The sequence below is a fragment of the Westiellopsis prolifica IICB1 genome (assembly GCF_004323185.1).
GTDB classification, from domain to species: domain Bacteria; phylum Cyanobacteriota; class Cyanobacteriia; order Cyanobacteriales; family Nostocaceae; genus Pelatocladus; species Pelatocladus prolificus_A.
In genome coordinates this window covers 462014-480874 of the sequence record NZ_NAPS01000001.1, presented here as the reverse complement: position 1 = coordinate 480874, position 18861 = coordinate 462014, and the positions used below count along the sequence as shown (strand labels likewise).

The window sequence follows — 18861 nt, the reverse complement described above, 5'->3', positions numbered from 1 at the left end:
GGGGATCGGGGATCGGGGATCGGGGATCGGGGGAAGGGGATCGAGGATTGGGGATCGGGGATAAACTTGGCAACAAATTTATAACCTACAGGACTTACGCAAGATGTGATCGAAAACCTTATTCTTGCGTAGCGGTAATTCATGAATTACCGCAAATGCGCGTTATGTTTTCCGTAAGTCCTGACCTATCTGTGTTTATCTGTGTTTATCTGCGTTCATTTGTGGTTGATATTTCATTCCATCGTTGTGGGCAAAAAGCCCGTGGGGTATAACTTTAAATATTTTTATAGTCTTTTAAAATTTAGCGGCTATTTTTGGAGGAGTAAAACTCACCATTAATGCAGCTATAGTCCGTAAATTAAACTGTTGACGTAAGGAACGCCAAAGATAGGGGCGTGCTTGTTTAGTTTGTTCAGCTCGCATTAAGCCAATTCCTAAACTTGTGCTGACTTTTACCCATTGCTGTCGAAAATAGGTTTTAAATTCTTGGAGATTTTCATCTTCCATAAATCTCTCTAAGCAAAACATATCTGCTTGAGATTTACGAATTTTTGCTTGATAATTAAGCCTACCACTTTGTACTGTTTCTGTTTGGTCATGCCTACGATATCGAGTTAATTTTTCAGGACAATAATAGGCTCCCATCCCAGTGCGACAACACAAATAAGTTAAATAAACATCCCATGAACCACCAACTTCTGGAGGAATACTATCCCAATCTATGGCATCATTACGAATCACAGCAGCCATTGCAGAAGCTATAGCTTGATCTACCAAGCCAATTTTGTAGAAAGGTTGATAAATACCTTCAGGTAAATCTGCCCGTTTAAATAATTGAGAACAGTATTCTGTTAGATAATCGTCAATTGTGCCATCAGCATTAATGACGGAATGATCACAAAAAGCAAGTACTAAATTCGGATTTGCTTCTAATGGGGGAATAAGCTTTTCTAAAAAGTTTTCTTCCCATAAATCATCATCAAGCAAAGCCGCAACGTACTTTCCCTGTGCCATTTTAAAAGCTTTGATGGTGTTAGGGAGCATACCTAAGTTGGTTTCGTTGCGTGAGAAACGAATACGTGGGTCATTAAAAGATTCCACAATCGCTTGGGGGTTTTCCGGACTGCAATTGTCAGAAACAATAATTTCTATATTTTGATAGGTTTGGCGAGTAGCACTTGTTAAAGCTTGTTTTAAGTAATCTGGACGATTGTAAGTGGGCGTAATAATGCTGACTAATGGTGTTTCTGATTGAGAATTTATATTCATGGCTTGAAAATATGTATATAAATTAACTAGTAGTTGTGCTTTTTCGTAATAAAAATAATGCGCTATTCAATAAGAATAAGCGAGAAGCCGATCGCACAACTCGAAAAGATTGACTGTAGGTAAGGGCGGCTTGAATTTGAGCGAATGCTCTGGATGTATCACCTATTTTTAGTAAATCCGTGGCGGTTTCCAGGGCAAAGAATGCACAGTTTTGTTTAGCGTTTTGATAAACTTTTTTGGGTACTCTATCACCTAGATATGATTCAAAACTTTTGATCACCTGATACAAAGATTGAGCATAATGACCATCCGCAAGATTGGTAGAGGTGCTAGAAGCTAAGTGCATTCGCCATGTCGCCAAAGGTTCAGCTTCAAACCAAACTGGGTAATTAGCAAAGATTCTCACCCACATCTCCCAGTCAATACACAAACCACAGCGACTATCAAAGGCGCCTAGTTTTTCGTAGACTTCCCGACGTACTGCTATGGATGGTGGTGAAATTCGACAAACATCAGCAATCTGCTCTAACCACTCACTTGGTAAAATTCCACTTTCAGGTTGTTCGAGGTCAGTAATTTTAATCCAATGACCATACTCATTCATGAAAATGGTACGACAGAAAGCTGCACCAATTTCTGGGTGTTTGTGGAAAGCACGTCCAAGGCGTTCGTAAAATCCAGTTCTGACAAGATCATCAGCATGGAGAATGTGAACTAAATGACCGCGAGATAATTCTATACATGTCTGAAAGTTTTTCACCATACCCACATTTGTGGGCTGGCGATGAAGTTCAATGCGATCGCTTCCTAATTCGCCAATTATTTTTCCTGGATCATCTTTAGTAGAGCAATTATCAACAACAGTGATCTGCATGACTTCTCTACCTGGGTCTTCTGCTAGTACGCTAGCTAGTGTTTCCCGCAGATAGTTCCCACTATTATATGTTGGGATCATTACTGACCACAGAGGACGTGGTATATCTTTGGAAACAGGTGGAACTACGGGAAGATGGGGATTTGGTTCGTTGGTCATAAAATTATGAGAATTTAATGAAGGATTTTGTGTGCGAGCCAACTACGAACTTTGAGTGTCCCTGATAAGTCTGAGATTCAAGTATGTCTTAGTGAATAATTGAGATAGTAGTTACACCTGTGTCCTAAAGATGTATTTTTTAATACTAAACTGAAGCTTTTTCTAGCGGTGACTTTGGACGAATTAGAAAGCTTATGCTCTTGACTATTAATCTAAACAGAAAGTACATCCGCTCTTGAATGCTGTAAAAAGGATAGCGTAAAATTATACCACATATGGCGAACATTTCTGATGCATTCCATTTACCTTGCCAGTAATAAATAGTACGTCGGTAGTCAAGGTTTCGCATCAAATTTACTCTAGCAGGATAATTTATACGCTCTAAAAAAGCATTTACTCCTTGGTTAGTTGTCTCCATAGCAGCTTGCCAACTTGCGTGATCTTCGTTGGTGAATGTCTGACCTTGCTGACTAGCGTGATAGTTTTTACCATGTAAGCGATAACTACCTAATACCTCTTTCAGGTATTTAATATTACCTAAAAAGGCAGTGCAGTAGATCAAACAGCCATCAGCCCATAACCGCCAAGTTTTTGTATCAATTGGCAGAACTTTTGTTAAGGCACTGCGGCGGTAAGCTAAAGCAGAAGTGGGAGGATAACACCAGGAATTTCCTGTATCGAGAATTAATTTGGCTAATTCTATGTTGGGAACTCGCCCACGTGTATAATTTTTATCTAATAATTTATCTTCGGCATCAATACTTTCTAATAAATGCATGACACCGACTATATTTGAGTCTTGAAATACCTCAACAAGGCGTTGTAATTTATTGGGTTTCCAAACATCATCAGCATCCAAAAAGGCTATAATGTCACCACTGGCTGCGGCAAATCCAGTGTTAAATGCAGCACCTTGTCCTTGGTTGACTTGAAAAATACCTTTGACTCGATCTGGCGATCGCTCTTGGTATTGGTTGATTACATCACGACTGTTGTCTTTAGAGCCGTCATCGACAACAATAATTTCAAAGTTTTTATAAGTCTGTGCCAAAACTGATTCTATTGCCGCAGGTAGATAGCGAGCATAGTTATAGTTAGAAATAATCACGGAAACTAGCATTTGAGTTTTATTAACTTGAGATTAGAAGGTTGATAAATTGAGCAAATTTTCCGCAACCTTTTGAGGAAGATTGAGGCTGATTTTACAGAATAAACACTTAGTTTAAATTTCAAGCCTCATATATAATGAGGCAGGTCAATAGCTAAGTGGTGGAAGTACCCTGATTAGATTCGTATTGCGCCTGATGATATTTCCAGAGTTTGCCACGTTGTTCTAGCAAATCTTGGTAATTGCCTTGTTCTACAACACGACCGTGTTCTAGTACAACGACTTTATCTGCTTTGGCGATCGTAGAAAGACGGTGAGCGATCGCAATCACGGTTCGACCAACAGCAAGTTTTTCCAGAGATTCCTGAATTAACTTTTCTGTGACGGAATCTAAAGCACTTGTGGCTTCATCTAAAATGAGAATTTGGGGATTGCGTAATAAGGCTCTAGCAATGGCAATTCGCTGTCTTTGTCCACCAGATAAGCGTACACCGCGATCGCCTAATACTGTATCAAAACCTTCGGGCATTTCTTCAATAAATTCAAGTGCATTTGCTAAACGTGCAGCTTCTCGAATTTCTGCTTGAGTTACCCCCGTTGTTCCGTAGGCAATATTGTTACGAATAGAGGTGTTAAAAATAAATGTATCTTGACTGACTACAGCCATTTTTCGCCGCCAAGAATCAATCTCAAATTCTCGGACATCGACTCCGTCTACCAAAACCTTTCCTTCTGTGGGATCGTGGAAGCGAGGGATCAAATCAGCTAGGGTTGATTTTCCAGCACCCGTAGATCCAACCAGTGCTGTCATTTTGCCTTTCTCTATAGAAAGGGTGACGTTATGCAAAACTAAACTTTCGCGATCGTAGCCAAAATCTACAGAGACTACATCAATTGCTCTTTGTAACTCCCGAAATTCAATTTTGCCATTTTGAAAGTAAACTTTATCATCAGGCTTCAGTAAATTTTGAATATTATCTATTGCTCCTCCTTGACTACTAATAAATGCTGTTGTGCCATTGAGATCTTGAATCATTGGCATAATCCGAAGCAGCACAAAGAAGAAAGTCAATAATTCGCCGATCTCCATGAAATTACTAGTGGTGACAAAAATAATCATGCCAATCATGATCATTGTCAAGGAAGCTTCCGCAGCAGGTTTAGGAATATTAGAAATTAAAAAGTTCTTTTTCCATGCTTGGACGACATTTTCGCTGGCATTATAAAATCTTTTCCGCTCAAAGTCTTGAGTAGAAGATGCCTGGACTGTGCGGATACCGTTGAGAAATTCTAAAGCTATGGAAGTAAATTTCCCGTTAGCGATAGAAATGCCAAAACTAATTTCTCTAATTCGTTTATTTAGTGTGGAAATACCAACAGCTACAAGACTAAATAATAGAAATGAAAAAACTGTGAGCTGCCATGATAAGACAAACAGTGATATAGAATAAATAAATAAAGTTAAAGCTCTGGTGGTTAGAAAAGCTAAACCTCCAAATATCTGTCTTACTCTTAAAATTTCAGTAGTGAGAACATCAATTAATTCACCAGATCGCTTTTTGGCAAAATAGACTAAACTTTGAGCTTGTAACTGCTCAAAAATACGTTTAGACAGACTATCTGCTAAATGAACTTCACAAAACTGATTGAAAATTTGAGCGGTATAGCCCAGAGATATACGTAGAAAAGTAGTAAAGATAATAAGAGCAGATATTCTGTATAATCGTTCATTACGAAGGGTGTTAACCCCTAAAATAGACACATCAAACCATTGAATCCCTGTTCTTACAGGCTCGGCATTGGGAGTTGTTAAGCTTTGTAAAAAAGCAAGTAAAAAACCTAAACCGAAACCCTCAAAAGTTGCCGCCAAAAACGAGAACACCAAAGCAGCAATTATTAGCCGTCGAAAGTTTTTAAACTCTCTTAAAACGAAGCTGTTGTTTTTCCAAAAACTAGTAGCTTGCAGTAATCTACGGGTAAGTAGAGATATTTTTCGGGGCATAGTTATTTTCTATACAACTTCTGGAGTATGAGCAAAATATCATAAAGCAAGTATCAAGCAAGTCAAAAATACAAAGCAGAGTCAAACAATTTTGGATTTTGGATTTTAGATTGCGGATTGAGTCCCAGAATTTATCCGCTTTCTTGTACCATCAAGAAATTACTGGCCATATGATAGTTTTCATAAAACATTAGGCTAGAGAACATCAGTGACTATAGTCCTGAGTCTTTGACCCTGCTTTAGATGTGAGTAATGAGTAGGATGTAAACATCCTACTCTACATAGACCAGCAAATATGTAAATGTTACATCTCGAAGCTATTTGCCGAATCCAGAATCAACTGATTAGACTCTGCTCCTTCTACCTGCCATGAACCCACAACTCCAGGTAGCTGATTTAGCTGTTGTTGTTCTTTAGCACTTAACTCCAGTGCTTCTGCCAATGTCCAGCAACGGGGTCCTGATAAACTCATTTCACCCCGCACTACATTTAGTAACAATGGCAGATTGTGCAATCCTGTTTTTCTACTCACTGGCGTGGCACGGAACTTAAATCCCCGAAATAACTTACCCCGTTCGCCAACATGCCATTCCCTTTGTAAAACAGGTTCAGAGGAAGATAAGTGCATTGAGAATGCTAATATAAATGCAAGTGGACTTGTGACTACCAACAACAGTAAGGCTACAATCCAATCAATCATTCCTCTTAAGACTTTCAATAAAGCACTTTCTGATGTACGGTACTTTTTGCTGGAATCTACACGTAAGTATATAGGCTTTGATGCTTGTTCACAGGCATTAGCCCAAAAATTTAACTTCGCTTCACCTAATTGTGGATCTATACGAACTAACTTCACTGAAGAACGTTTCAAGCAATCTGCTAATGATTGTTCATTATCTAATACAGGCAGATAAGGTTGCTTTACTTTTCCTAGAGGCTTGACTAACAACTGATCCCGTCGCCATACAAGTGTACAGTATGGGTGGCGATCGCCTTTGTGTTGTTGAGTTGCAGTGTAGCTGTTATCTAGTGGTGAGATTATTGAAGTAGTCATATGTTTTATACTTATAATTATGGTAGATTCCTAGTCTGATATCAAAGGCTTTTACACCAAAGAATCTGAATCTTATTTACTTTATTTGTTTGGAACCAAGTCTGAAGGTGATTTTAGTCAACAAGATAAATTGATAAATTATCGTATTAAGTATCTACACATCTTGTTTCCTAAATTCCCGATTGAGGAGAATGATATTTATAATAACTTCGAGATATTTGTTATTTTTTAGAGCGGATCTAAAAATTTAGATTTTTATTTTAGTATTTTTTCCATTTTGTACTTTGAGTTTTTGAGTTAATGTGCTTCAATATCTAGGATATAAGACTCAGTAAAAATAGCGGTCGTCAAAGCAAATTCTTTATTCAGTCTTTAAGGAGCTTGGGTTTTACGCAAAAAAATATTAAGTTCCTATGAATTTCCTCTGCTGTCACACCTAAAAATCATTTTTGGTTTACATATATTGGGAAATTTACAAAAATTTAATTATTACGAGTAACTCTAATTTCAGCCAAAGAAAGTAGGATTTATTTAGCATGAACCAAAAACTCGTTTAAATTTTTGACTTCGGAAAAGGGGTATAGGGGTGTAGGTAAAAAATTTATTCGCCCGCTAGTAAAGTCTGGACTAATAATCCAAGTCTACTTAAAGTACAATACAGTTCAGATCAGATAATTGATCTAGCGAAAAAATTTGTACAGACTAGCACCTGCTAGTCTGTACACACGGAAAACCACGCTAATAAACAAAAAGCTAGCGCTACCCCCATGGGAGTAGCGCTGAATTTTCCATTTTTGATCTAGCTGGCTTATTCTTCCATTGCTCTTTGCAATGCTAGTGAGTGTTGTTTTGCATAAGGTACATAAGTACTGCCAGAATCTGAGACTCCATTTGCCACAACACCAATGAGATTTAATCTACTGAGCATAGCTGTAGCTTGTGCCAGTTGAGTCCTGGTGACTCTACCAATGCTAGCTACCATGATCACACTGCGACAAGCTGAAGCTGTGAGTAGAGCATCAACTAAACCAAGAACTGGAGGAGCATCTACTATTACCAAATCATAATTCTCTTCAAAGGCAGCCATCAATTCTTCCATACGAGGAGAACTCAACAAATTAGCTGGATCAGCTGGTGCGGGACCCGCAGTCAAAATATCTATGTAGGATGAGCCTGCCGAAGGAATACTAATCTGATTTGGTAGAGTAGACTCACTCACCAATAAAGTAGAAAGTCCTTGTTCGTTGGGAAGATTGAGTTGTTTGTGCAGGTTGGGAGAGCGTAAGTTAGCATCAATGAGTAACACTCGTTTATGTAAACGAGCAGCACTCATCGCTAGACCTAAAGCTAAACCTGATTTACCTTCATCAGGTAATGCTGAAGTGACCATCAAAGATTTGAAGGTGGAAACTGAATTTAAAAGTTCAATATTCTTATAAATCAGATCCAGTGATTCCCAACGTGGAGGAGATTGCAGAACTTGAATTGTCCAAGGTGCAAGCACCTCAGGCTTACCAAAGGGTAATTTGAAGACTGATTCTCTAGTTTTAGCAGGTGGTAACTTGGGAGTACTTCCCAATACAGGTAAAGAAGTCTGTCTTTCTAGTTCAGCAGTCGTATGAACAGAATCATCAGACGCGTCACGAATAAAAGCAGCTACACCTCCTAACATCAGCCCAACAACTGCACCCAGCATCAAATTTTGATTGAGGTTGGGACCCATAAAAATACCCTTACGAGGTGGTTCCACAACTTCCCAGTTAAATCCTCCTTTGTCAAGTTCCTGCTGTAACTGTTGTTGTGCTTTTAACAGTTCTTGCAATCTTTCACGACCAAGTAGGATTTGCGGTTGTAGACGACTATACTCTGCTAACTTAGCAGGGAAGCTTTTAAGCTCATCGCGTACTTGTTGTTCCTTCTTAGCTAAACTTTGGTCACGAGCTGCCAAAGCTAGTAAATTTGTTTGTGTCTCTACTAACTGACCAGCAAGAGTTAAATCTATTTCGCTTTTCTGTCCTTGGTTGAGGAGATTACCTCCTGATGCGTTGGTGTTACCCTGTTGTCCTCCCAGAGTGTTTCCTGCTTCTTGTTGTAATAACTCTTTCTGTTTTTGGAGTTGTTCTACTAACTTAATCACACTGGGGGCTTGATCGGTGAAGCGCAAGCGTTCCTGCGCTAAAGCCAATTGCGTTCTTTGAATTTCGTTGAGTAGTGCTTGGTAACGTGTAGACTGACTCAAACGCGCTTCTACAAGAGCATTCTGTGGAGTACTCTGCAACTGTTGTTGCAAAGATGCGTAACGAGCTCTAGCCTCTTCATACTGAGCGCGAGTTGTGCGTCGGTCTTGAAGAATAGCGTTTAAATTTTCTTCCAGAGATTCTGCTTGTGCTTCTGGGTCAATTAAATTTTGATTTCTGCGGAAGCGCTGCAAGTTTGCTTCTGCTTTATTTACTTCTTCTACTGTATCTCTTAACTGTTGCTGAACAACTCTTAGACCTTTTCTTAAACGCTCGGCTTGTTGTTGTCTGTTATATTCCAAATATACTTGTCTAATTGCATTTAGAACTCTTTCTGTTTTATCTGGATCTATATCGGTATAATCGGCTTGAAAAATATTGGTAGCAAGATTGTCTTCTCTTGTTCTTAATTGATTTAATACCAAAGCTCCCTGAATCTGATCAGTTGTTATATCTGGATACTCAGGCTTGAGTTTATCGACTGCTTTTTGAATCAGCGCCGAACTCTGCATAATATTAAGCTGAGTAGCAGTATCAACAACGACATTAGAATCAGTAAAATTACTACTAGTTGTTGCTCCTTGCGTATTTTGTTTGTAGTTAGGTTCTACTAACAGCTGCATTGAGCTTTTGTATGTTGGTGGTGTTCTTTTCGTGATCAAAGCTGCACCAGCAATACAAGTAACAAATACTACTAAAAACCAAGGAAGTCTGCGGATAAGAACCGCAAAAATTTGCCCATAACCCGGTTCTGTTTCATTAACTGGATTTACATGGGGACTCAGACTGGATTGAATCACGTTTACTATTCCTCAGCTAACAAGTCAAACTAGTGAACTGTTTAAATTACAAGCTTGATCAACAACTTGCTCAACTTTACTAAAGAAAGCTTCCTCTGAAAAGTTTGCCACTGCATGATTACGAATATCTTCGTAATCCCAATGAATTTCCTTGGCTTCTAGTAGAGCGGTTTGAAGTGATTCAGGTGTTTGCCTCTTAAAAAATACTCCTGTTTTACCGGGTATTTGAGTATCCAAGACTCCACCTGCTCCATAGGCGATGACTGGTGTTCCACTAGCATTAGCCTCTACTGGAACTAATCCATAGTCTTCTAGAGCGGCTACTATGATAGACTTAGCTTTAGCGAATAATTGCGTACGTTGGCTATCTGTGACGTGTCCTAAAAACTCTATATTGCTAAGAGCTTTTGATTGTAATCGTTCTCGCTCTGGACCATTCCCTGATATTAATAACCGCCATCCCAGCCAATTAAAAGCTTCCACTATTATATCAAGACGTTTGTAGCTAATCATCCGAGCCGAAGCTAGATAATAATCTTCTTTAGATTTTGCGAAAACAAACTTACTAGTATCAATAGGATAATTAATAACAATAGCTTTTTTCCCGTAAGTTGTTTGAATACGGCGAGCTACAACGCTCGAATTTGCTATGTAAAGGTCTGGTTCTTGTGCATATGCAAGATCTACCTTTCTCATTACTTGAAAAACTTGCTCGATTAAAGGAGCAAAATATCTATAATCTCCGTACTCCCGTAAGTATGTTTCTGTATCCCATAAAAAACGAGTAATGTTATGACAAAAGCAAATATGCTTGGCTGAAGGGTTTTTACGTACTGCTTTAGCGAAGCTGGTGCTACTGCTGATAATCAAATCATATTCCTGTAAATCTAAAGCGCGAAAGGCTGGAAAATAAAAAGGGGCCATAAGGCGAAAATATTTTGCAGCGCCAGGAACATTTTGCAAAAAAGTTGTGTTGACAATCCGTTCACCCAAGTCGATGGTTTGCTGAGGATCATACAAAGAGGTGTATATATCTGCTTGGGGGTAGCGTTTACAAAGCAATTCAAAGACTCTTTCGGCGCCGCCTCGCTGGGTTAAGTAATCATGTACTAAAGCTACTTTCATATTTTTTGTAAATTAACTCTATACAACGGCAGTAATCAAAAAATTAATTATTAACACCATACTCACGCTTTATTATTTATAGACACGTCGTAAATACAATCTGTAGACAGGAAAATCCTGAAATATTTTTTAATTTTTAAAAAACTTCTCTGTAAATTCCAGTTTTTGTAAAATTATGATGAAGTGTTGCAGAATTAACAAACAAGAGGCTATGGGTTTGTTAATGGCTTTGTATGGCTTAATCACTGAATCTCAAAAATCTATCCATCGTACTTGTTTACTAGATAAAGATATATGATGGTTTTTACCTGTATTGTTACCTATTGAGCAATTAGAGAAATTTTGCGATAAGTCTATTGCTAATTTGTCAAGTGACCAGAGTGGTAATTTGTGAAAACTTGACATACGTGATAAAGTAATTAACGCTTTTAGCCTTTTTAAAGCCGTCATATCAAAATTTTCCTTGAAATTAGAGAAAATGTTTAGTAGTATATGATCTCGTTTACGGAAATTTTAATTTTTGCAAGTAAGTAATTACGAGATACCCCAATTTACACTATCTTGAATAGCGTATTCACTAAGGATACATGCGTTTATGATAAATTTTTATTATTTTTGCAGATATTTCATTAAACTGTAAATTTAATTAATCTCATCGGGTATTTAAGAACTGGTAAAATTCGTAACCGAGTATAAATGCTGCGATCGCAAACCGATTCATCACATCAGTTTTTTCTTTTGAACCGAACCGCTGCATTTATTGAGACATATCCATTATTTTGAGTAAAAATAGCCACAATGGGCGAAATTGGCTAATTCAGTGGTTTTAGTATCTATAATTTAGATAGTGTTTTTAGTCCAGCAGTGTCTAATTTATGCTTAACTACGAACTGTGTAAGGAGTTTCAGTATATTACTTTTTTAATTGGAAATACGAGTATATAAAAAAACTAGTTATCGCGATTCTGACCAATTCTGTCGTATGAAATTAACTGGCGTTGCTGAATCGCGGGATGAATCTAGTGTAGAGACGCGATATATCGCGTCTAGTACAAAGGTTTTGGCATTACCTAAAATCATTTTATACATGAAATCAGCAACGCCAATTAATTTTTTGAAAATGCAAAAAACAAAGGGGAAAAGGATAAACATCCATCATTTTCCCTTTCCCCCTGAATTAAGAAGTATTGCTGCTACCTCTATCGGGCTTTAACCTACTTACCCAACAGCTGTCAAGATTTTAGAAGAAGCGAAATAGGCGTTTTGTTCTGCTCTAAGTTGATCACAAAGTCTACCCTCTGGTAGTTCAACATCATCGTAGGTAAGAACTTGATCCTTGGAAATATCCCGTTTCAGACGACATCCTTCAGCTAAACCCATTGGCAAGAGATTTTGCTCTTGGACTATGTTAGAGTTTTCACATTGTCCGTAGGTCATATAGTAGCCAATGCCATCCAAAGTTTCTCCTGCTTTCAAGTCAATTTTGGCGGTGGTGACAACATCAACAATAGGAGCGCCCAAGGGACTCAACACATAATCTTGGAAGAGAACAGCACGAGCAACTGACAACGGTACTTCAAAATGGCAAAGGTGATAAGGGGTGTAGAAGCTATACAGTGGACCTTCACCTAATTTGTACAAGTTGAGGTAATGCTGTTGCTTGGGATCATCGTGAGTACCAAAAACAAATACTCCTGGTCCTGGTTTGGCACCAACTACATAATCAACAATACCACCGAGTTCTTTAAGTTGGTCAACGTCATACATTTTGGTCATTTCATCAACGTGACCATTAAAGTCATATCCCAGCATTCCCCGCTTGGCAACCTTCATACCTGTACCATTGGCAACGATCGCTTGCTCGAAGGAAATTTTTGTACCATCAGCAAAGCTAGTCACCATATGCGCTTTTTGTCCCCAACGCTTGGCAAATGCTTCTTGGGTAGTGGGGTTGCGATACGGGTCTTGTAAACCCTTGATATTACCACATAATAGAGGAGTTAAACCAATACTTTTCACAAAGCGGTAAAGATTCATTTGTACTCCTGGCTGATCACCATCGCAAGCAGAGAGAATCACACCAGCTTTGTCAGCGTAAACTTTCAAAATAGAACCGATAGTACCATCAAGTTCAGCATTCATCATAATCACGTGCTTACGATGAGCGATCGCTTCCATAATCACATGAGCGCCAAACTCCACAGCACCGGTAACTTCTATTAAGGCATCAATTCCTTCCGTACGGCAAAGTAACATCGCATCTTCGGTGACAGCATAACCCCCAGTGGCGATCGCAGCTTCCAATTCACCCACACTGTTAGCGACTTGAAAATTTTCAATACCTGCTTCAGAATAAGCTCGTTTTGCTGCATCAACATTGCGGTTAGAGATCGCTACTAATTCCATACCAGGAACAGAGTTAGCAATTTGATTGGCAATTCCCCGACCCATAAAGCCTGCACCAATCATACCGACTTTTACCGGGTTCCCTGCTTCTGCACGAGCAGCTAAAGCGCGATCGACAATAATCATTTACCTACAACTCCTGTTTTTTATCTTTATAAATACATACGGGAATTCTATGCTGTGTGTATCGGTGGTCGATAGATAAAAATTTATTTTTCTCCCACCTTTAATCCACACCAAAATCTAAATTTTCGTTATTTAGAACCACCAACACTCATCATTGACATTAAAGGCCAATTCAAATCTTTTTCCGAAATTTCTGTCACTTCTAAAGGCCATTTGATGTTAAAGAAAGGATCGTCATAGCGCAGACCTCTTTCATAACCTGGTGTATAGAATTCACCAACTTGATATGTAACTTCTGCTCCATCAGTGAGTGCTTGATATCCATGAGCAAACATTTCTGGTACATATAAAGCCCGATGATTTTCGGCGCTTAGTTCTACACCAAAATGTTGTAAAAATGTGGGAGATTCAGGACGCATATCAATGATGACGTCATAGATAGCGCCTTGAGTACAACGAATTAATTTTGTTTCTGCGGCTGGGGGAACTTGATAATGCATTCCTCGCAAAGTTCCTTTTTTATGATTAAAAGAAAGATTGCATTGAGCAACAGTTGGCTTTAAACCATGTGCTTCAAATTCTTTAGCGCAGAAAGTACGAGCAAAAAAACCACGATGATCGTGCTTTTCTTCTAAATCAATAATGTATGCGTCTTTTAGTTCTGTTTTTGTGAAAATCATGATTAACCTCGTGAAATCAATATTTTAGGGCGAGAAATAATTTTTGGCGTCAGGAAATTAGTTATTATTAACTGACATACAATTTTGTTTTTCAAAAATAATCATATCTGTTTCCAGCACCTGATTATATAAATTTGTTAATTGTTGAGCATAATTAGTCTAAATCATATTACTCCATACTCAAATACTGATTTGATTCTAAAATTTAATTTTTTTTCCGTCATGATATTTTAAAAGTCTTGTTCGTTCTTTTCAGTTAAAATAATCTCTTGTGGATACCTGATATTTTTAGTTAGAAATATCAGGCTTAAGAAAATAAATTTGCAAATTAGCAAAATATGAAATTCTTTAATAGCGTGAGATACACGTACTTATTGTTAATACATAACTAGATTCAGCTTATATATGCTAATTGGAAGAGTAATACATTTGATTTAGGATTCAACTTCATTGCCATTAATGACCGCTACTTCTTTTTCTCTACCAGGTATAACAACTTCTATAACAGAGATGCTAACTAAACTTAAATAGGGAATAATTGTAGTCATTGCTAGAACAGGCCATCTTCTTAAAGCTCCTAAAAAAACTCTCCAATTATTTTTGATAAAATGCTTTAAAACCAATTTTCGACAGAACAAATTCGAGTATCCTGCTTCCATTAATTTTACATAAAGCAAAGGTAAATCAATATATTGCATTTTCAGAAGAGTTTTTGGTTCGCGCATCCAGTAACTACTACCAAAAGCACTTTCAACATAGGTATCTTTGGTAATTTTTACACTTCCATTAGCAGCACAGTATGCAGTCCAAAATACTTGAGCCTCCATATTTTTCACACCCGTTGACCATTTTTTAACAGCGTGCTGTACCAAATCTGTTTTATAGACTTGTGCAGTCATAAACCCAACACCAGAGTGATTTTCTTGGATACAGCGCTCAAACACAGTCTTACCGTTAGAACAGACTTGTTCATTTTCAACTTGATAGCAACGTGGATAAATTAAATTACCAGTCGGTTCATGACGACAAGAAAAATTAAGAATTAATAATGATAATTCTGGATGTTCTTTAATGTTTTGGACTACGTAACCTAGTGTTCTTTCCTGTATAGGATCGTCATCTCCTATTGTCCAGATATATTTACTTGTTGCTGTGTTGATACAATAAGCAATGTTCCTCATCACACCAAGATTTTCATGATTTCGATTAGCATGAAACTTAGTTTTTGGAAAACTCGGCAACCATTTCTGAATAATTTCTTGGGTATTGTCTGTGGAACAGTTATCTGAAACAATGATTTCACATTCAGATTCAAAACCATTAATTGCTTTGGCTAACCAAGCCAGTTGTTTATCAAGTAAATGTCCACGATTATAAGTAGGAATTGCAATTGTCAGTAGTGTATCCATATTTTCTTGTTGTTTCGATGAGTTTATAATTTACCATCTAATGCTTGAGAGACACACCGAGTTGGAAATTTTTACAAAAAAAGGATTGGCAAAATTGCAGATTCATGAAAGCTGATTAATTCTGAATCTGCAATAAGTTTATTTTACCAACCAAATTATGTAGTTAATATTTAGCCCAGAAGAAGTCTTTGTCAATTTGATGTGTATGAAGCAAATATTCTAATTGCTTCAAGCGAGTAAAACCTCTAGATAAGAAGACTTCCTCAGTCATATCAATTTTGGTAAACAAATCAAACAATTGTTTAGCACCTAGTTGTGCATTCCAATCACACTTAAAACCGGGTAAGATGCTATTAATTTTCTCAAAAGAGACTCGATAACTACGGTTATCTGCTCCTTGTTGACCAAAACTTAATTGACACCCAGGGAAGGTATCCGCAATGATTTCAGCAATTTCTTTCACGCGATAATTATTGGCGGTGTCACCGACATTAAAAATTTGATTGTGTACAATATCGCGAGGAGCTTCAAGAGTGCAGACAATTGCTTTACAAATATCTAATGCATGAACTAACGGACGCCAAGGTGTACCGTCGCTAGTCATTTTGATTTCTTTGGTAGTCCATGCTAAACCTGCTAAGTTATTTAAAACAATATCAAAGCGCATTCTTGGAGAAGCGCCAAAAGCAGTAGCATTTCGCATAAAGGTAGGAGAGAAGTCATCATCAGCAAGTGGTTTGACATCTCGCTCTACTAATGTTTTACATTCTGCGTAAGCTGTCTGAGGATTAACAGGAGATTCTTCGGTGACGTCTCCTTCAGTTGCTATACCGTAAACGCTACAGGAAGACATGTAGACAAATCGACGTACACCTGCTTCTTTTGCTAGCTTGGCAAGACGGACTGAACCTTTATGGTTAATATCATATGTAATATTAGGTGCTAGTTGTCCAGTAGGATCGTTAGAGAGTTCCGCCATATGGACTACTGCTTCAACACCTTGCAAGTCTTCTGGGGTAATGTGACGAATGTCTTTGTTAAGGGTTTTAGCTGTGAATTCGGTACCGTTATATAACCAACCTACTTTATAAAACCCAGTATCGACACCAATCACTTCATGACCTCTTTGAATCAACAAAGGAGGTAGTAGCGAGCCAAGATAACCTTCTGTTCCTGTGATCAGAATCTTCATTTTTAAAAGTCCTTTGTGTTGATAGATTAATTCTGATTTCGTTTACAAATAAATTGAAGAAATTACACTATTACCGCTGCTTTGGAAGTAGCGAATATGTTCGTTCACAGCTTGTCAAGAAAGTTTGTAGTAAATCTCAGCACAGTTGGTGCTGACTACAAACTTTCAAAACTAGCTTGACATTTCAAGCAACAGAACATCTAGAACTCTGATTCCCGACTCAGTCCAACAATCATTTTGTGATTAGGCGACTGTGGTTTGCAAATGCTGTGGTTGGGGAATTTGAGCAACTATTGCTTTACCAATTTCAATCGAAGAAGTTGCTGCTGGAGAAGGTGCATTGCATACATGAGCGGTATTTTGACCATGAATAATTAAAAAGTCATCCACCAATTTACCGTCATTCATCAATGCTTGAGCGCGAACCCCAGCATGGGTAGGAATTAAATCTTCTGATTGTACTTCTGGAATTAGTTTTTGCAAGCTTTTGGTAAAAGCTGCTTTACTAAAGGAACGAATTATTTCTTTGATTCCTTCGTCTGCGTGTTTAGCTGCTAGCTTCCAAAAACCAGGATAGGTCATGACTTCAGCAAAATCACGTAAGTCAAAGTCTGTCTTTTTATAACCTTCCCGTTTCAGACTTAAAACAGCGTTCGGTCCAGCGTGGACACTACCATCAATCATCCGGGTGAAATGAACGCCTAAGAAAGGAAAATCGGGATTGGGAACAGGATAAATCAGACCTTTGACGAGGGAACGTTTTTCTGGAACTAGCTCGTAATACTCTCCCCGGAAAGGTACAATTTTTGCTTTGGGATCTACTTTACCTAATTTGGCAATGCGATCGCTATGTAAACCAGCACAGTTAATTACATACCGAGTTTCAAAAGTCCCGTTATTTGTCTCTAATACCTGACGATTACCACTGGGAACTATATTTTCAACTTTTGTGTTGAGTCGTAATTCTCCGCCTTGTTGGGTAATTATCTCCGCATACTTGAGACAAACTTGCTTATAATTAGCTATACCTGTCGAGTATACATAAATTCCACCTACACTGGCAACGTGAGGTTCAAATTCTTTGACTTCCTCTGAAGTAATTCTCTTGACTTTGATCCCGTTGTCCAAACCACGCTGATACAGACTTTCTAAGCGTGGTAATTCACTTTCATCGGTAGCGACTATTACTTTACCACAAACTTCGTAATCAATCCCATGCTCTTGGCAAAATTCTACCATTGATTGGCAACCATCACGGCAGAATTTAGCTTTGAAACTCCCTGGCTTATAGTAGATACCAGAGTGAATCACACCACTATTATTGCCAGTTTGATGAAAAGCCCATTGACTTTCCTTCTCCAAAACTAAAATCTTCGCATTGGGATAGGTTTTACCTAAGGCCATACCGGTGGAAAGACCAACAATACCTCCACCTATAATTGCAAAATCGTACATCGGTTTTATTGCCCCTGTCACCAGTTAAGTAATTATGAATTGGTTCTCATAAATGTAGTTTTGAGATTCCCTACCATACTTTCCAAGGCGCTTTGTTCTTATTCCATAAATCTTCTAAATAATTTTTATCTCTGAGAGTATCCATTGGTTGCCAAAAACCGTCATGTTTAAAAGCAGATAGCTGTTCCATCCCAGCCAGTTTTTCTAATGGTTCTTTTTCCCAGACAGTAGAATCATCAGTAATAAAGTTGATGACTTCTGGTTCTAGGACAAAAAACCCGCCATTAATCCAAGCACCATCTCCTTCAGGTTTTTCATGAAAACTGCTGATTTTGGTTTGTTCACCTCCCAAAATAATTGCACCAAATCGTCCGGGTGGTTGCACAGCAGTGAGTGTACCTAAAGTCTTTTGCTCTTTGTGAAATTTAATGAGTTCGGTGATATTTACGTTACTGACACCATCACCGTAGGTGAAGCAAAAAGTTTCATTTCCGATATGTTCTCTGACTCGCTTTAATCTACCACCAGTCATGGTGTTGTCACCTGTGTTAACCAGAGTGACGCGCCAAGGTTCAGCATTACCTAAATGTACATTCATTTGGTTAAAGCGCATATCAAATGTCACGTCTGACATGTGCAGAAAATAATTAGCAAAATATTCTTTGATTACGTATCCCTTATAACCACAACAAATAATAAAATCATCAATTCCATGGGCGGAATAAGTTTTCATAATGTGCCACAATATTGGCTTACCACCAATCTCCACCATGGGCTTTGGTTTGACACTGGTTTCTTCGCTAATACGTGTACCTAGTCCTCCAGCCAAAATCACTGCTTTCATGCAATAGCCTCTAAAAGTTTTAGGTAGATGAATTTATATAGATACGCAGATTCAAACGTTTGACACTATGATAAAACACTGTTTATTGCTATTTTTCTCAGTATACAATCTAACCGTATTTT

At 38.1% G+C, this 18861-nt stretch carries 13 protein-coding genes; all 13 read right to left on the bottom strand.

The window, feature by feature from the left end:
• Positions 1 to 294: 294 nt before the first annotated feature.
• Positions 295 to 1269 (bottom strand): glycosyltransferase family 2 protein, encoded by a 975-nt coding sequence (locus tag B4U84_RS02105; RefSeq protein WP_131115273.1) that lies wholly within the window; start codon positions 1267 to 1269, stop codon positions 295 to 297.
• A gap of 22 nt (positions 1270 to 1291) precedes the next feature.
• The gene (locus B4U84_RS02100; protein WP_131115271.1) at positions 1292 to 2302 is read right to left on the bottom strand and encodes a glycosyltransferase; all 1011 of its coding nucleotides are present in this window, start codon (positions 2300 to 2302) and stop codon (positions 1292 to 1294) included.
• A gap of 145 nt (positions 2303 to 2447) precedes the next feature.
• Entirely contained in the window at positions 2448 to 3422 is a 975-nt protein-coding gene (locus tag B4U84_RS02095; RefSeq protein ID WP_131115269.1) for a glycosyltransferase family 2 protein, read from the bottom strand.
• A 142-nt stretch (positions 3423 to 3564) separates the two neighbouring features.
• The gene (gene hepA / locus B4U84_RS02090; RefSeq protein WP_131115266.1) at positions 3565 to 5412 is read right to left on the bottom strand and encodes a heterocyst formation ABC transporter subunit HepA; all 1848 of its coding nucleotides are present in this window, start codon (positions 5410 to 5412) and stop codon (positions 3565 to 3567) included.
• A gap of 304 nt (positions 5413 to 5716) precedes the next feature.
• On the bottom strand, positions 5717 to 6466 hold the full coding sequence (gene hepC, locus B4U84_RS02085) for a heterocyst development glycosyltransferase HepC (protein WP_131115264.1): 750 nt from the start codon (positions 6464 to 6466) through the stop codon (positions 5717 to 5719).
• 808 nt (positions 6467 to 7274) lie between these two features.
• The gene (locus B4U84_RS02080; protein ID WP_131115262.1) at positions 7275 to 9503 is read right to left on the bottom strand and encodes a GumC family protein; all 2229 of its coding nucleotides are present in this window, start codon (positions 9501 to 9503) and stop codon (positions 7275 to 7277) included.
• Positions 9504 to 9527: 24 nt separating this feature from the next.
• The gene (locus tag B4U84_RS02075; protein ID WP_017312255.1) at positions 9528 to 10628 is read right to left on the bottom strand and encodes a glycosyltransferase; all 1101 of its coding nucleotides are present in this window, start codon (positions 10626 to 10628) and stop codon (positions 9528 to 9530) included.
• A gap of 1217 nt (positions 10629 to 11845) precedes the next feature.
• The gene (locus B4U84_RS02070; protein ID WP_131115260.1) at positions 11846 to 13159 is read right to left on the bottom strand and encodes an NAD(P)H-dependent oxidoreductase; all 1314 of its coding nucleotides are present in this window, start codon (positions 13157 to 13159) and stop codon (positions 11846 to 11848) included.
• 128 nt (positions 13160 to 13287) lie between these two features.
• A complete protein-coding gene (rfbC, locus tag B4U84_RS02065; protein ID WP_131115258.1) occupies positions 13288 to 13839 on the bottom strand; it encodes a dTDP-4-dehydrorhamnose 3,5-epimerase in 552 nt (183 codons plus the stop codon).
• A gap of 434 nt (positions 13840 to 14273) precedes the next feature.
• On the bottom strand, positions 14274 to 15248 hold the full coding sequence (locus tag B4U84_RS02060) for a glycosyltransferase family 2 protein (RefSeq protein WP_131115256.1): 975 nt from the start codon (positions 15246 to 15248) through the stop codon (positions 14274 to 14276).
• Between the two features lie 163 nt (positions 15249 to 15411).
• Positions 15412 to 16440, bottom strand: coding sequence for an NAD-dependent epimerase/dehydratase family protein (locus B4U84_RS02055; RefSeq protein WP_131115254.1), 1029 nt, complete (start codon positions 16438 to 16440; stop codon positions 15412 to 15414).
• A gap of 243 nt (positions 16441 to 16683) precedes the next feature.
• Positions 16684 to 17895, bottom strand: a complete 1212-nt coding sequence (gene lhgD / locus B4U84_RS02050) for an L-2-hydroxyglutarate dehydrogenase (RefSeq protein WP_131115252.1) — start codon at positions 17893 to 17895, stop codon at positions 16684 to 16686.
• A gap of 70 nt (positions 17896 to 17965) precedes the next feature.
• Entirely contained in the window at positions 17966 to 18739 is a 774-nt protein-coding gene (gene rfbF / locus B4U84_RS02045) for a glucose-1-phosphate cytidylyltransferase (RefSeq protein ID WP_017312261.1), read from the bottom strand.
• Positions 18740 to 18861 lie beyond the last annotated feature (122 nt).

Excerpts from the sequence above, each read along its gene's own strand:
- B4U84_RS02105 (WP_131115273.1), bottom strand. The coding sequence starts at position 1,269 with ATGAATATAAATTCTCAATCAGAAACACCATTAGTCAGCATTATTACG.
- B4U84_RS02070 (WP_131115260.1), bottom strand. The coding sequence starts at position 13,159 with ATGATTATTGTCGATCGCGCTTTAGCTGCTCGTGCAGAAGCAGGGAAC.
- rfbC (WP_131115258.1), bottom strand. The coding sequence starts at position 13,839 with ATGATTTTCACAAAAACAGAACTAAAAGACGCATACATTATTGATTTA.
- B4U84_RS02055 (WP_131115254.1), bottom strand. The coding sequence starts at position 16,440 with ATGAAGATTCTGATCACAGGAACAGAAGGTTATCTTGGCTCGCTACTA.
- B4U84_RS02075 (WP_017312255.1), bottom strand. The coding sequence starts at position 10,628 with ATGAAAGTAGCTTTAGTACATGATTACTTAACCCAGCGAGGCGGCGCC.
- B4U84_RS02060 (WP_131115256.1), bottom strand. The coding sequence starts at position 15,248 with ATGGATACACTACTGACAATTGCAATTCCTACTTATAATCGTGGACAT.
- rfbF (WP_017312261.1), bottom strand. The coding sequence starts at position 18,739 with ATGAAAGCAGTGATTTTGGCTGGAGGACTAGGTACACGTATTAGCGAA.
- hepA (WP_131115266.1), bottom strand. The coding sequence starts at position 5,412 with ATGCCCCGAAAAATATCTCTACTTACCCGTAGATTACTGCAAGCTACT.
- lhgD (WP_131115252.1), bottom strand. The coding sequence starts at position 17,895 with ATGTACGATTTTGCAATTATAGGTGGAGGTATTGTTGGTCTTTCCACC.
- B4U84_RS02095 (WP_131115269.1), bottom strand. The coding sequence starts at position 3,422 with ATGCTAGTTTCCGTGATTATTTCTAACTATAACTATGCTCGCTATCTA.
- B4U84_RS02100 (WP_131115271.1), bottom strand. The coding sequence starts at position 2,302 with ATGACCAACGAACCAAATCCCCATCTTCCCGTAGTTCCACCTGTTTCC.
- hepC (WP_131115264.1), bottom strand. The coding sequence starts at position 6,466 with ATGACTACTTCAATAATCTCACCACTAGATAACAGCTACACTGCAACT.